13 protein-coding genes are annotated in these 13,937 nt (G+C 63.8%); 8 read left to right on the top strand and 5 right to left on the bottom strand.

Features of this window, described 5'->3' with window-relative positions; translation table 11 throughout:
* Positions 1-26: 26 nt before the first annotated feature.
* The 5 genes from CEY08_RS13835 to map form a co-directional block, all read right to left on the bottom strand.
* Positions 27-548 carry a M48 metallopeptidase family protein gene (locus tag CEY08_RS13835; protein ID WP_076817631.1) on the bottom strand — a complete coding sequence of 174 codons (522 nt, stop codon included), beginning with the start codon at positions 546-548 and terminating at the stop codon, positions 27-29.
* Positions 549-669: 121 nt separating this feature from the next.
* Positions 670-1,155, bottom strand: a complete 486-nt coding sequence (locus tag CEY08_RS13830) for a disulfide bond formation protein B (protein ID WP_063640836.1) — start codon at positions 1,153-1,155, stop codon at positions 670-672.
* Between the two features lie 51 nt (positions 1,156-1,206).
* Positions 1,207-1,920, bottom strand: a complete 714-nt coding sequence (locus CEY08_RS13825) for a MarC family protein (RefSeq protein ID WP_059380355.1) — start codon at positions 1,918-1,920, stop codon at positions 1,207-1,209.
* A gap of 75 nt (positions 1,921-1,995) precedes the next feature.
* Complete coding sequence (locus CEY08_RS13820) at positions 1,996-4,602, bottom strand: [protein-PII] uridylyltransferase (protein WP_063640835.1); 2,607 nt, start codon at positions 4,600-4,602, stop codon at positions 1,996-1,998.
* Positions 4,603-4,620: 18 nt separating this feature from the next.
* Positions 4,621-5,442, bottom strand: coding sequence for a type I methionyl aminopeptidase (gene map, locus CEY08_RS13815; protein WP_076813087.1), 822 nt, complete (start codon positions 5,440-5,442; stop codon positions 4,621-4,623).
* A gap of 840 nt (positions 5,443-6,282) precedes the next feature.
* Between map and rpsB the strand changes: the two genes are divergently transcribed.
* From rpsB to rseP, 8 genes are all read left to right on the top strand, one after another.
* The gene (gene rpsB, locus CEY08_RS13810; RefSeq protein ID WP_042793320.1) at positions 6,283-7,032 is read left to right on the top strand and encodes a 30S ribosomal protein S2; all 750 of its coding nucleotides are present in this window, start codon (positions 6,283-6,285) and stop codon (positions 7,030-7,032) included.
* Positions 7,033-7,211: 179 nt separating this feature from the next.
* Positions 7,212-8,090, top strand: a complete 879-nt coding sequence (gene tsf / locus CEY08_RS13805; protein ID WP_042793321.1) for a translation elongation factor Ts — start codon at positions 7,212-7,214, stop codon at positions 8,088-8,090.
* Positions 8,091-8,188: 98 nt separating this feature from the next.
* Positions 8,189-8,905, top strand: coding sequence for a UMP kinase (pyrH, locus tag CEY08_RS13800; RefSeq protein ID WP_008167708.1), 717 nt, complete (start codon positions 8,189-8,191; stop codon positions 8,903-8,905).
* Between the two features lie 15 nt (positions 8,906-8,920).
* Positions 8,921-9,481: a ribosome recycling factor gene (gene frr / locus CEY08_RS13795; protein WP_063640834.1), complete on the top strand. Its 561-nt coding sequence runs from the start codon at positions 8,921-8,923 to the stop codon at positions 9,479-9,481.
* A gap of 178 nt (positions 9,482-9,659) precedes the next feature.
* Positions 9,660-10,424, top strand: coding sequence for a polyprenyl diphosphate synthase (gene uppS / locus CEY08_RS13790; protein ID WP_063640833.1), 765 nt, complete (start codon positions 9,660-9,662; stop codon positions 10,422-10,424).
* 52 nt (positions 10,425-10,476) lie between these two features.
* On the top strand, positions 10,477-11,334 hold the full coding sequence (locus CEY08_RS13785) for a phosphatidate cytidylyltransferase (RefSeq protein ID WP_076813090.1): 858 nt from the start codon (positions 10,477-10,479) through the stop codon (positions 11,332-11,334).
* Positions 11,331-12,530: a 1-deoxy-D-xylulose-5-phosphate reductoisomerase gene (locus CEY08_RS13780; protein WP_088607694.1), complete on the top strand. Its 1,200-nt coding sequence runs from the start codon at positions 11,331-11,333 to the stop codon at positions 12,528-12,530. The genes CEY08_RS13785 and CEY08_RS13780 overlap by 4 nt, the downstream gene beginning before the upstream one ends.
* Positions 12,531-12,588: 58 nt before the next feature.
* On the top strand, positions 12,589-13,920 hold the full coding sequence (gene rseP / locus CEY08_RS13775; protein ID WP_076813094.1) for an RIP metalloprotease RseP: 1,332 nt from the start codon (positions 12,589-12,591) through the stop codon (positions 13,918-13,920).
* The last annotated feature ends 17 nt before the right edge of the window (positions 13,921-13,937 follow it).

Genomic DNA, 13,937 nt, shown 5'->3' with positions numbered 1-13,937 from the left:
GCCGGGCGTCTGTGCGTCTGGAGATTTCAGGCTGAGCTCTTCCATAACGCGACGCGCGTGGCGTCCAGATGCGTCAGGTACAAGCGCAGGTCGAACTCGTACTGATGATATTGCGGCTCCATGCGCAGGCACAGGTTATAGAAGGCCTTGTTGTGGTCCTTCTCCTTCAGATGGGCCAGTTCGTGCACCGTGATCATCTTCAGGAATTCGGCCGGCACCGTCTTGAACAACGTCGCCACCCGGATCTCATGTTTGGCCTTGAGCTTGCCACCCTGCACGCGCGAGATATAGGTGTGTTGCCCGAGGGCGTGCTGGATCACATGGATCTTGCTGTCGAAGGCCACCTTGTTAATTTGGTCCCCATTGCGCATGTAGGCGTTCTTCAGGTCTGTCACGTACTGGTACAGCGCCCGGTCGGTACGGATGTCGTGGGGGCCGGCGGGGTAGCGTGCCAGGAGCGCCGCGCCCAGCTTGCCGTGGTCAAGCAGTTGCCGGGCCTGGGCGAGCAAGGATTCGGGATATCCGGTCAGGTACTTCAAAGTGGTCATGGTCAAGAAAAGCGTGCCGGCACCACCGTCAGGCGTGGCCAGGTCATCAGCGCAGCATGCCCCAGGACCAGCTGGCGCAGGGCGGCGGCATTCCGATCCTCTGGCTGCGCCCGCACGGTGCTTACTGCGAACTGCCGCGCCGGAAGGCGACGGGCAAAGCCATGAAGAAAATGATGACGAAGAGGGCCAGGCTCCACAAGGCGTACTCGATACCCAGCACTGGCACCTTGGCGTCCATGCAGGTGGCATAGATGCCGAACAGCCATGGCACGGCGCTTTCCAGGCCGATGCCGGTCATGAAGCGGTCGGCGAAGGTCTGGTCGCAAGACAGCATGTTGGCCGCCACGCTGTATTGGTACCAGGCGGCGGCGATGCCGCTGAGGGACAGCAGCGCGGTCAGCGCACCGCACAAGCGGGTCAAAACGCGTCCGCCGCCAAATCCGCCCACTAGAGCGATGACGCCGATCACCAGGTAGATCAGGCGCTGCATGACGCACCACGCGCAGGGCGGCATGTCGAAGACGTGCTGCGAAACAAGGGCGACGCCGACGGCGCCAAAGCAAAAGAGGGCGATCAGGCGGAGCAGGCGTTCTGAGCGAGAGGGCATTGTTGTGCTGTAGAGGTTGAAAAAGGGGCCGGACGCTGCATCCGGCCAGGCTTAGGCCTTGGGAATCGGAATTGGTTGCATCACTTGCTGCAATACACCCAGCAGCAGTTCGCGCGAACCTTCCCAGAAGATCTGCACGCCCAGGCAAAGCATGATGAAGGCCGATAGCCGCATGAACACGGCCGTGCCATTGTCCCCCAGCCTATGCAGCATCTGCGCCGCAAAGCGCAGGCAGATGTACAGCGTCACGGAGACAACGATGATACCGGGGATGGAGCCGCCGAGCCGCAGCAGGCTCAGTACGTGGTTCTGGTCCCGCAGCGACACCCCGACGGTGATGGCTGCTGCGATGGAGCCGGGGCCGCAGCTGATGGGGAATGTCAGGGGATAGAAGGCGCGGGCCTTGGCCATTTCAGGCGTGAAGGATTCGGCCATGCGCGCCACGCGCTCGGTGTCGGCATCGGGCGAATTCACCAGTCGCCAGGCACTGGCGATGACGAGCATGCCGCCGCCGACCCGCACGATGGACAGCGAGATGCCGAAGAAGCTGAGCAGCACGTTGCCCGCGACCATGGCGACGATCAGCATCAGGCAGACGTTAATCGCCACGCGCTTGGCCAGCACCATGCGGGTGGATGACGAGGCGCCCTCGGTCAGTGACAGGAAGATCGGCGCGATCGCGGGCGGATTCAGGAAAGGCAATAGGGTGGCCAGCGCGAAAAAGAAGCTGGTACCGAAAACGCGCAGATAATCGTTTAGCTCCATGGGGACGGTATCGCCAGGCCGAAAACCGGGATTGTATGCGGTCCCAGCGGCGCTGGCGATGCCAGGCGCCGATGCTCAGGCGGCGCGCTGCTGGGCTTCCTCGCCCGCCAGGGCGTCCAGGATGTCGCGCTCGAACTGCATCTGGCTGCGCGGGCGGGCCAGCGCCGAGCCGTCCACGATGAACACGTCTTCGACGCGGTCGCCCAGCGTCATGATCTTGGCCATGAGCAGGTTTATTTCGTGGCGCGCGAAGACTCGCGCCAGGGCGTGCAGCAGGCCGGGACGGTCGGTTGCGGTTACCGACAAGCGCCACGAGGTGCTGCGTTCGTCAGGCTGGAGTTCGGCCTGCGGCATGACCGGAAACACCCGCGACACTCGCGATTGGCGGCCACGGCCGTAGTAGCCGCTGCGGGCCGGCTGCTGCTGGGCGGCCGCGTGCGGATCCCTCAGACGCTCCGCCAATTCATGCTCGACCAGGGTGGCCTGGGCGCGCAGGTCGCTCGCGCCTTCCGGCAGCAGCACGATAAAGCTATCCAGCGCCCAGCCGTGACGCGTGGTGTGGATGCGGGCGTCCTGGATGGAGAGCGACTTGGCGTCGAAATAGCCGCAAATAGCCACGAAGAGGTCGGGCGCATCCCGGGTGTACACCATGATCTGCAGGCCTTCCCCATGTTCGGTGGGGCGGGCCTTGACCACCGCCTGCGCAGGTTCGACCTGGTGGTACAGGTGGCGCGTGTGCCAGGCGATGTCCGAGGCGTCGTGGCGCAGGAAGTAGGCCACGTCGAGCTGGTTCCAGAAGGCCTCCCGGGCGTCGTCGCGCAAGCCGGCCAGGCGGGTGAGGCGGGCGGCCTCTTCCTTGCGTTCGGTCAGCACGGTGTGCGCGTCGGCGTGCGCGCCGCCCAGCGCGGCCAGGGTCAGCTTGTACAGGTCTTCCAGCAGCTTGCCCTTCCACGCGTTCCAGACCTTGGGGCTGGTGCCGCGAATATCGGCCACCGTCAGCAGGTACAGGGCCGTCAGATGGCGTTCGTCCTTCACGGTGGCGGCAAAATCCTGCACCACGGCCGGATCGGACAGGTCGCGCTTTTGCGCCACGGCCGACATCAGCAGGTGCTGGCGGACCAGGAACTCGACCAGCTTGGTGTCCTCGGGCTCCATTCCGTGGTCCTGGGCGAACTTGCGCACTTCGCGTGCGCCCAGCTCGGAGTGGTCGCCGCCGCGCCCCTTGGCAATGTCATGGAACAGCGCGGCCACGTACAGCAGCCAGTGCCGGTCCAGGCTGGCGATCAATTGGCTGGCCAACGGATACTCCTGCGCATGTTCCGGCATGGTAAAGCGGCGCAGGTTGCGCACGACCGCCAGCGTGTGCTGGTCCACCGTATAGGCGTGGAACAGGTCATGCTGCATCTGCCCCACGATGCGGCGGAACACCGGCAAGTAGCGCGGCAGGATGTTAAGCATGGTCATGCGCCGCAGTTCGTGCACGATGCCGCGCGGCTGCTGCAGGATCTGCAAGAACAGCTTGCGGTTGACCGGGTTGCGGCGGAACTGGGCATCGATGCGGTGGCGCGAATGCCAAATGGCCCGCAGCGTCCGCGCGGACATGCCGGTCAGCTCTGGATGCTGCTGCATTACCAGGAAGGCGCGCAGCAGCAGGGTGGGATTGCGCTCGAACCCATCGTCGCGAATGATGTCCAGGCGGTCGCGCAGATTGCGGAAATCGTCGTCGATATCGCGCGCGTCGCTGTCGGGACGCGGGAATAGCCGTTCTTCGATGTTCTGCACCAGGATGCCGTTCAACTGCGTCACCAGGCGCGCCGCCCAGTAGTAGCGCTGCATCAGTAGTTCGCTGCCGCGGCGGGTGGCGGTGGCGTGGATGCCGTAGACCTCGGCCAGCGCGGGTTGCAGGTCGAACAGCACGCGGTCTTCACGCCGGTTCGCCAGCAGGTGCAGCTCGATGCGCAGGCGTTTGAAGGCCTGTTCCGCGCGGCGCAGGTCGCGCGCCTCGGATGAGGTCAGCAGGCCGGCCTGGGCCACGGACCGCCAACTATTGCCAAAGCCCGCCGCCCTTGCCATCCACAGAATCACCTGCAGGTCGCGCAGCCCCCCGGGCGACTCCTTGCAATTGGGTTCCAGCGCGTAGGGCGTGTCGTGGTAGCGGGCGTGGCGCTGCTGCATTTCGACGCGCTTGGCGCGAAAGAAGGCGCGCGGGTCCAGGCGGGACCGTGTGGCAGCCTCGAACGCCTTCATCAACGTGCGGCTGCCGGCCAGCCAGCGGGATTCCAGCAAGGCGGTTTCCACGGTGATGTCGGCATCGGCCTCGCGCTCGCAATCTTCGATGGTGCGCACGCTATGCCCGGGCTCCAGGCCCAGGTCCCACAGCGAGGCCACCAGCTTCTCGATAGCCGCTTCTTCGTCCGGGGTGGGGGCGTGCGGCAGCAGGATGAGCAGGTCTACGTCGGAATGAGGGTAGAGTTCGCCCCGGCCATAACCGCCCACGGCGGCCAGGGTGGCTCCAGCGGGCAGCGGGCAGTGCTTGACCAGGTCCCGCAGTGCGGCGTCAACGATGCGGCGCAGCTCGGACAGCAGAGTGTCCGGCCGCAGGTGGGTGCGGAACTGCGCCACCGCGGTCCGCCGGGCTTCCTGGATGCGTTCGCGCAGGGCGCTGAGGGTTGCGGCGGTCATGGTGGCTATGCAGATGCTTCAGACGGCGGGGATGATGAGGGGGTCGGTGATGAAGGCGGGCGGTTGGGGCATGCCAGGCGACAGGGTCAGAACCTCGTAGCCGGTATCCGTGACGCAGACAGCATGCTCCCATTGCGCGGACAGGCTGTGGTCTCGGGTCACGACCGTCCAGCCGTCGGACAGTTGGCGGATTTCGCGGCGTCCGGCGTTGATCATGGGCTCGATGGTGAACAGCATGCCGGTCGTCAGCTTCACGCCCGTGCCGGGTTTGCCATAGTGCAGCACCTGCGGATCTTCATGGAAACGTTGGCCGATGCCGTGACCGCAGAATTCGCGCACCACCGAAAAACCGTTGGATTCCGCGTGCTTCTGGATGGCGTTGCCGATATCGCCGAGCGTGGCCCCATTTTTTACCTGCTGGATTCCCTTCCACATGCACTCGAAGGTGATCTCGGTCAGGCGGCGCGACAAGATGGACTGTTCACCCACGGCGTACATGCGGCTGGTGTCGCCGAACCAGCCATCCTTGATGATGGTGACGTCGATGTTCAGCGAATCCCCGTTCTTGAGCACCTTGTCGCCCGGGATGCCGTGGCACACTTGGTGGTTGACCGAGGTGCAGATGGCGCCGGGGAAGGGGGGGTAGCCCGGGGGCGCATAGCCCACGGTGGCGGACTTCACACCCAGTTCGTCGGTCAGGTATTCCAGGCAGAGGCGGTCCAGTTCCCCGGTCGTGACCCCGGGCTTGACGTGCGGGGTGATGAAATCGAGGACTTTGGCGGCGTCCTGGCAGGCGGCGCGCATCTTGGCCAGGTCGGCTTGGTTGGTAATAGTGCCCATGGAGTAGCTTGGCGATGTCTCGCTTGAATGTCTGCTTGAAAGAATAGTAGAATTATAGGCTTCCCTAAAATTTTGGGGAGCAATCGGGTTACGGCAAAGGCTGAACCCGGCGGGTGCAGGCCTTTGGCATTGATGCGTACCAGGCAAGCCCGGCAGGTAATTTGGCGGCGGATCGATTCTGATCGGCGGCAGGTTCTGAAGTCACCGCAAGCGAAGGTTGTGGAGCGAATTCGGGGCCGGCCGTGGGTTATGGAACGGGAACTTGCTGAAAAACTGGCCGTGCGGGCGTGGCAGCAACAATCCGACGGACTTGCGGAAGCTGGGGCGCGGCGTGCTTGTAAGCCCGGTCATGTTTTAGAGCGGCGATGCAGGCTCAGGGTCTGGACTCGGTGCGGATGTCGGATTAAGTTCTTGAAAATGTTCGCATTTTCTTAAGAAATGCCCCGACGGTCTGATGCGCGGTCGAACTGAAGCCGGGGTTCAATCCCCACGCTTGAACGCGAAGAACTGGATTTTCCAGAGCTGGATTTCGCTGCCAACAAAACAGGTCCGGGTGCGCTTTCGGGAAACCGCCGGAAACTTCCAGGAAATTCCTGGTGGGTCTGGATAAGCGCCTGCAGGCATGCGGTGTGAGGCTCTTGGTCGTGGCGGCCGTCTGGGTTTATCGCGGCAGCGTAGTAGAAGGCGCCAGAGGCGCTGTAGTTATTGCGGCAGTGATCGGTCGGCCCGGTTAAAATTTTGTCATCCCGCGTAGGCGGGAAATCGCGTGCAACACCACCCAGGGTGTCAGCCAGAGGCTGATGCTGGTGTGGCACAAGAAATCAACCCTTGGAGAAAGTTATGTCTTTGATGCGCGAAATGCTGGAAGCGGGTGTCCACTTCGGTCACCAGACCCGCTACTGGAACCCCAAGATGGCCCCCTATATCTTCGGCCATCGCAACAAGATTCACATCATCAACCTCGAAAAGACGGTTGATAAGTACCAGGAAGCCACCAAGTTCGTGAAGCAGCTGGCTGCTCGCGGTGGCAACATCCTGTTCGTCGGCACCAAGCGCGCTGCTCGCGAGCTGGTCGCTGCCGAAGCCGCGCGTTGCGGCATGCCTTTCGTCGACGCCCGCTGGCTCGGCGGCATGCTGACCAACTTCAAGACGGTGAAGACCTCGGTCAAGCGCCTGAAGGATATGGAAGCCGTGGTCGCCGAAGGCGGCGCCGAGCGCATGATCAAGAAGGAAGGCCTGCTGTTCCAACGCGAACTGGAAAAGCTGAACAAGTCGATCGGCGGCATCAAGGACATGAACGGTCTGCCCGACGCCATTTTCGTGATCGACGTCGGCTATCACAAGATTGCCATCGCCGAAGCCAAGACCCTGGGCATCCCCGTGGTCGCCGTGGTTGACACCAACCACTCGCCCGAAGGCATCGACTACGTGATCCCCGGCAACGACGACTCGGCCAAGGCCATCGCGCTGTACGCCAAGGGCATCGCCGACGCCGTGCTGGAAGGCCGCGAGCAGAACCTGAACGGTCTGGTCGAAGAGCTGGGCGAAGGCCAGGAAGAGTTCGTCGAAGTCCAGGACAACCAGGCCTAAGCCTATTGTCATGTCCGGCGGTTAGTGTCTGGGAGCGGTTCCGAATGCGGGTCCGCTCCCGCCTCGCCGGCAGTGCGAAGGTGGGCTCCCATCTTCCTGATCCGCGAATCGCGGATGTCCCATCGAATCAAACCACTGTCCCGGTGTGCCGGGGCATGTTCTAGCAAATTGGAGCAAACATGGCTGAAATTACCGCTGCCCTGGTCAAGGAACTGCGCGAAAAGACCGACGCCCCCATGATGGAGTGCAAGAAGGCCTTGACGGAAGCCGAGGGCGACCTGGCCCGCGCCGAGGAAATCCTGCGCGTCAAGCTGGGCAACAAGGCCAGCAAGGCTGCCGCCCGCGTCACCGCTGAAGGCCTGATCGGTCTGTTCATCTCCGCCGACGCCAAGAAAGGCGCCGTCATCGAAGTCAACTGCGAAACCGACTTCGTCGCCAAGAACGACGATTTCGTGGCTTTCGTGAACAAGCTGGCCGAACTGGTCGCCACGCAGAACCCGGCCGACGTGGCCGCTCTGTCGGCGCTGCCCTACGGCGACGGCACGGTCGAATCGACCCGTACCGCCCTGATCGGCAAGATCGGCGAAAACATGGCGATCCGCCGCTTCGAACGCATCGAGACCCCGAACGCGCTGGCCAGCTACGTGCACGGCGGCCGCATCGGCGTGCTGGTCGAGTACTCGGGCGCCGAGGAAGTGGGCAAGGACCTGGCGATGCACATCGCCGCCACCAAGCCCAAGGCCCTGAACGCTGACGGCGTGAACCCCGCTGACATCGCTGCCGAGCGCTCGGTTGCCGAGCAGAAGGCCGCTGAATCGGGCAAGCCCGCCGAAATCGTCGCCAAGATGGTCGAAGGCTCGGTGCAGAAGTTCCTGAAGGAAGTCACCCTGCTGTCGCAGCCGTTCGTCAAGGACGACAAGGCCACGGTCGAGCAGATGCTCAAGGCCAAGGGCGCTTCGATCAGCAAGTTCGTGCTGTTCGTTGTCGGCGAAGGTATCGAGAAGAAGACCAGCGATTTCGCCGCTGAGGTCGCCGCCGCCGCCGCTGGCCGCGCCTGACCCCAGGGTAGTGCTTAAAGGCCGGCGCTAGATTAAATTCTAGTCCGGCCTATTTCTTGTCTTACACTTTCGTCGGATTGTTCTTCGGGATATCACCTATGAGCAGCAGAGCATACAAACGGGTTCTTCTCAAACTTTCCGGCGAGGCGCTGATGGGCGACGATGCATTCGGCATCAATCGCTCCACCATCGTCCGCATGACCGATGAGATCGCCGAAGTCGCCGCCACTGGCGTAGAACTGGCCATCGTCATCGGCGGGGGCAATATTTTCCGTGGCGTCGCCCCGGGCGCGCAGGGCATGGACCGCGCGACCGCCGACTACATGGGCATGATGGCCACCATCATGAACGCGCTTGCACTGCAGGACGCGCTCAAGCACAAGGGTATCGACACCCGCGTGCAGTCGGCCTTGAACATCGATCAGGTCGTCGAACCCTACATCCGCCCGAAGGCCCTGCGTTACCTCGAAGAGGGCAAGGTCGTCATCTTCGCGGCTGGCACGGGCAATCCCTTCTTCACCACGGACACCGCTGCCGCGCTGCGCGGCGCCGAGATCGGTGCGGAAATCGTGCTGAAGGCCACCAAGGTCGACGGCATCTACAGCGCGGATCCCAACAAGGATCCCACCGCCACGCGTTACTCGCGCATCAGCTTCGACGAAGCGATTGTCCGCCGTCTGGAAGTCATGGACGCCACGGCCTTCGCGCTGTGCCGCGACCAGAAACTGCCGATCAAAGTGTTTTCGATCAATAAGTCCGGCGCCCTTAAGCGGGTGGTCAGCGGCGAAGACGAAGGCACTTTGGTACACGTCTAAAGAAAAGGAAATTCCATGAGCGTCGCAGAAATCCGCAAATCCGCCGAAGCCAGGATGGCCAAGTCGCTTGACACGCTCAAGACCAACCTGGCCAAGATCCGCACGGGCCGCGCCCATACCGGCATCCTGGACCACGTGCAGGTCGAGTATTACGGCTCGCCCGTGCCGATCAGCCAGGTCGGCAACGTGAACCTCGTCGACGCTCGCACCATCAGCGTGCAGCCCTACGAGAAGCACATGGCCTCCGTGATCGAAAAAGCCATCCGCGAATCGGACCTGGGCCTGAACCCCATGTCGATGGGCGACACCATCCGCGTGCCGATGCCCGCGCTGACCGAGGAGCGCCGTCGCGACCTGACCAAAGTGGTCCGCAGCGAAGGCGAGGACGCCAAGGTCGCCGTGCGCAACCTGCGCCGCGAAGCCAACGAAGCGCTGAAGAAGCTGGTCAAGGACAAGGAAATCTCCGAGGACGACGAACGCCGTTCGCAGGACGACGTCCAGAAGCTGACCGATCGCAACGTGGCCGACATCGACAAGATGGTCGCGCAGAAAGAAGCGGAAATCATGACCGTATAATTCCTGCATGCCTCGGGATGGTCGGCTGGCCGTATCATCCCGAGGACCAGGATTTCCTGCCTGAGCGCCGTCCTGTCCATTGTTCCGCAGCAACACTGCGTAGCCGTGGGCCGACGGCGCAGGCTTTTCTCCCTGTATTTTCCGTTTTCGCCGTTTCACCGCGCGCAGCTCCAGACCAATGGCAACCAGTTCGACCCAGGCGGTTCCCGCTACTCGCGACATTCCCGAGCACGTGGCCATCATCATGGATGGCAATGGCCGGTGGGCGACGAGACGGCTGCTGCCGCGTACTGCGGGGCACGCCAAGGGCGTGCAAGCGGTGCGGCGTGTCGTTGAGGCCTGCGGCCGCGCCGGCGTGCGTTATCTGACCCTGTTCGCCTTCAGTTCCGAGAACTGGCGCAGGCCAGCCGAGGAAGTATCGCTCTTGATGCGCTTGTTCGTGCAGGCGCTGGAGCGTGAGATCGGCAAGCTCGAAGAGCAGGGCGTGCGTCTGCACGTCATTGGCGACCTGTCCGCCTTCGAGCCCCGGCTGCAAGAGTTGATCTTCGCGGCGCAGGAACGCACCGCCCACAACGACCGCCTGCACCTGACGGTCGCCGCGAACTATGGCGGCCGCTGGGACATCTTGCAGGCCACTCGCGCCATGCTGGCCGCCGAGCCCGCGTTGGCCTCTCAGCCCCAGCTGGTGGACGAGGAGCGCCTTTCGCGCCACCTGTCCATGTCATGGGCACCCGAACCGGACCTGTTCATCCGCACCGGCGGCGAACAGCGTATTTCCAATTTCCTGATCTGGCAGATGGCCTACGCGGAGTTCTACTTCACGGACCGCTATTGGCCGGACTTTGGCGCTGCGGAGCTCGCAGCCGCCTTTGACTGGTATCGCACGCGCGAGCGCCGTTTTGGCCGCACCAGCGCGCAACTCAGCGAAGACGGCGCGCAATAAACGGACGGCGACTAGCGCGTCTTTCCAGGGCTGTACACGAGGAGACCGTCATATGTTGGGCCAGCGTATCGTTACCGCAGTCATTCTGTTGGCCGTTCTGGCTGCAGCGATGATCAGCGCGAACCCCTGGTGGTTTGTCGCGTTGTTGGCCCTGGCGGCCGCCTGCGCTAATTGGGAGTGGCTGCGTTTGACGCTGCCGCAACCGCCTTCCCCCTTGATTGCCGTCGGCGTTGCCGTCCTGCTGTTCGCGGGCATGCTGGCGCTGGCATCAGCCTGGTTGGCGGGCGAAAAGGCCGGAATCGCTGATCCCGCCTGGGTTTTGCGTTACGTCGTGCCGGCAGTGGCTGCCGTCTGGCTGTTTGGTGGCGTGGCAGCCGTGGTCCGCGGCCGTTCCGACGCTCCGCCCGCCAGTCTGGGGTGGTCGGTTTTTTCGGTGCCCGCGGCCTTTGCCGCCTGGGCCGTGTTGGCGCAGATGTTCGTTGCGCGCGGGGCCGGGTTTGTAGTGTCGCTCCTGGCTCTGGTCTGGGTTGCCGATATTGCGGCATATTTTGCCGGCCGGGCATTCGGCAAGCGTAAACTGGCGCCGCGGGTCAGCCCCGGCAAGACGATCGCGGGCGCGGTCGCCGGCGTCCTGGGTGCGGTGCTCTGGATAGGCCTTTCCAGCCTGTGGGAAGGTACTTTCGGCCACGCGCTGGTCGAACGCTGGACCTTCTGGCTGGCCTTGCCCATTGCCGCGTTATTGGGCGTGCTGTCGATTGTGGGAGACCTGTTCGAATCGCTGCTCAAGCGGCGTGCCGGCCGCAAGGACTCCAGCACGCTTCTGCCAGGCCATGGCGGGGTCTATGACCGCATCGACGCGATTCTCCCGGTCGCGCCGTTTGCGCTACTTTTGTCTGGAGTGTTGTTTTGACGGCTTTTCAACGCGTCGTCGTGCTGGGATCGACCGGTTCGATCGGTGAAAGCACGCTGGATGTGATTGCCCGCCACCCCGAGCGGCTGGCGGTTTATGCCTTGTCGGCCTACAGCCAGATGGCCCGCCTGGCGGAGCAGGCGCGGGCCAGCCGGGCGGCGGTAGTGGTGGTGCCCGACGCGGCGGCCCGCGAGAAATTCATTGCGGCCTGGGCGGGCTCCCAGCCCTTGCCGGAAATCCGCGTGGGCGCACAGGCATTGGCGGATACGGCGGCCGATGCTCAATGCGACTCGGTCATGGCGGCCATCGTCGGGGCTGCGGGCCTGCCCGCTGCGCTCGCCGCCGCCCGCAGTGGCAAGCGCGTGCTGCTGGCCAACAAGGAAGCGCTGGTGGCGGCGGGCTCGCTCTTCATGCAGGCAATACGCGACAACGGCGCCGAATTGTTGCCTATCGACAGCGAACACAACGCTATTTTCCAATGTCTTCCCCATGGCGGCCGAGCTGGCGCGCCGCAGCGCCCGGCGCCCGGTGTGCGTCGCCTCTTGTTGACCGCCTCCGGCGGGCCATTTCGCGGACGTGATCTCGAAGACCTGCACGAGGTGACTCCGGCCCAAGCCTGCGCTCACCCCAACTGGAGCATGGGCCGCAAGATTTCGGTGGATTCCGCCACCATGCTCAACAAGGGTCTGGAAGTAATCGAGGCGCATTGGTTGTTCGCCATGCCCCCCGATCGCATCGAGGTGGTCGTGCACCCCCAGAGCGTGGTGCACTCCATGGTGGAGTACGACGACGGCTCCGTGCTGGCGCAGCTGGGTCAGCCCGACATGCGCACGCCCATTGCCTACGGGCTGGGGTTTCCCGAGCGCCTGGACAGCGGCGTCGGCCCGCTGGACCTGACGCGTCTGGGGCGGCTGGACTTCGAAAAGCCCGATCTGGCTCGTTTTCCGTGTCTGGCCCTGTCCTTTGCGGCGCTGCGGGCGGGGCAGGGCGCCTGTGTGACCTTGAATGCCGCCAATGAGATTGCCGTGGAGGCTTTCCTGGGTGGCCGGCTGCCATACACCTGGATTTCCCGCGTCATCGAGGCTTCCCTGGAGTGGCAGGCTCGGCAAGCATCTGTTACGCTCAACAGTCTTGACGATGTGCTTGCGCTCGATGCCGAGGCGCGCACCTTTGCGGGCAACCTGGGCCTGGCCTGATGCAGGCATCGTCGCCGTCGCCCGCTGGCCTCTGATTTCCTAGATTTCGCCGATCCCGATGCTTTTCACCCTGCTGGCCTTTGCGGTTGCGCTTGGCACCCTGATCATCTTCCATGAACTGGGGCACTATTGGGTGGCCCGCCTGTGCGGAGTGAAGGTCCTGCGCTTCTCGGTGGGGTTTGGCAAGGTCATTCTGCGCCGTACCGACCGTCACGGCACCGAATGGGCGGTTTCGGCCCTGCCGCTGGGCGGCTACGTCAAGATGCAAGACGATCCTCCCGCGGGCGCGAGCGCCGCCGAGGCGGCAGGGGCATTCAACAGCAAGCCCGTCGGCCAGCGCATCGCCATTGTCGCGGCTGGCCCCATATTCAACCTCATCCTCGCGGTTTTCCTGTACGCCGGCCTGAACATGGCCGGCACCGAGGAGCCCGTGGCCGTCATCGCCCAGCCTGCCGCCGGCACGCCGGCCGCGCAGGCCGGCCTGATCTCGGGTGACCGGATCCTGGCCATCGATGGCGAAGAGGTGGCTTCGTGGTCCGACGCGCGCTGGCGCCTGATGGATGTCATGGCTACCGGCGGCAAGGCCCTGATCGAGGTAAAGACCCCGGCAGGCGCCGTCCAGCAACGCGAGCTCGTGCTGCCGTCCAACAGCATGGATCCGGCCGGCGGCGATCCGCTGGCGGCAGCCGGGGTCCGGCTGGCGCAGCCCAAGCCTGCCGTGCGGGTAGTCAATGACGGCGGCGAAGGGCAGGCCGCCGGCCTGCGCGCGGGTGATCTGATCCTTGCCGTGAATGGGGTGCCCACGCCGGATACCGGCGGACTGGTCCGGCAAATCCAGGAAAGCGCCGGCAAGACCCTGGCGCTCACGCTGGCGCGCGACGGCGCCAATGTTTCCGTGAACGTCACGCCGCGCGCCGAGACCGTCAACGGCCAAGTGATCGGCCGCCTGGGAGTCCAGCTGGGCGGCGACGTCCCGATGGTGACCGTGCGTTACGGTGTGTTCGAGAGCCTGTGGAAAGGCGCGGTCCGCACCTGGGACACCGCATGGTTCTCGCTGCGCATGATGGGGCGCATGGTCACGGGCGACGTTTCCTGGCGCAATGTCAGTGGTCCGGTGACCATTGCGGATTACGCCGGCCAGACCGCCCGAATCGGAATTGTTGCGTATATCGCTTATATCGCCTTGATCAGCATCAGTCTCGGCGTACTAAATTTGCTGCCTATTCCCATGCTGGACGGTGGACATCTGCTGTACTATCTCGTCGAAATTGTGCGGGGTAGCCCGCCGCCAGCAAGGTGGATCGATATCGGACAGCGCGCCGGCATAGGTTTATTGGCAAGCCTGATGGGGCTTGCGCTGTTCAATGATTTCACGCGTTTGTTCACTTGAACGCGATTTAGCATAAA

Source organism: Achromobacter insolitus, from assembly GCF_002209555.1.
GTDB lineage: Bacteria > Pseudomonadota > Gammaproteobacteria > Burkholderiales > Burkholderiaceae_B > Achromobacter > Achromobacter insolitus.
The sequence above is the reverse complement of the archived record's forward strand: the minus strand, read 5'-3'. Positions and strand labels throughout refer to the sequence as shown.

Coding starts and splice junctions, on each gene's coding strand:
- uppS (WP_063640833.1), top strand. CDS start 9,660: ATGGCAACCAGTTCGACCCAGGCGGTTCCCGCTACTCGCGACATTCCC.
- CEY08_RS13820 (WP_063640835.1), bottom strand. CDS start 4,602: ATGACCGCCGCAACCCTCAGCGCCCTGCGCGAACGCATCCAGGAAGCC.
- CEY08_RS13830 (WP_063640836.1), bottom strand. CDS start 1,155: ATGCCCTCTCGCTCAGAACGCCTGCTCCGCCTGATCGCCCTCTTTTGC.
- CEY08_RS13785 (WP_076813090.1), top strand. CDS start 10,477: ATGTTGGGCCAGCGTATCGTTACCGCAGTCATTCTGTTGGCCGTTCTG.
- map (WP_076813087.1), bottom strand. CDS start 5,442: ATGGGCACTATTACCAACCAAGCCGACCTGGCCAAGATGCGCGCCGCC.
- frr (WP_063640834.1), top strand. CDS start 8,921: ATGAGCGTCGCAGAAATCCGCAAATCCGCCGAAGCCAGGATGGCCAAG.
- rseP (WP_076813094.1), top strand. CDS start 12,589: ATGCTTTTCACCCTGCTGGCCTTTGCGGTTGCGCTTGGCACCCTGATC.
- rpsB (WP_042793320.1), top strand. CDS start 6,283: ATGTCTTTGATGCGCGAAATGCTGGAAGCGGGTGTCCACTTCGGTCAC.
- pyrH (WP_008167708.1), top strand. CDS start 8,189: ATGAGCAGCAGAGCATACAAACGGGTTCTTCTCAAACTTTCCGGCGAG.
- CEY08_RS13825 (WP_059380355.1), bottom strand. CDS start 1,920: ATGGAGCTAAACGATTATCTGCGCGTTTTCGGTACCAGCTTCTTTTTC.
- CEY08_RS13835 (WP_076817631.1), bottom strand. CDS start 548: ATGACCACTTTGAAGTACCTGACCGGATATCCCGAATCCTTGCTCGCC.
- tsf (WP_042793321.1), top strand. CDS start 7,212: ATGGCTGAAATTACCGCTGCCCTGGTCAAGGAACTGCGCGAAAAGACC.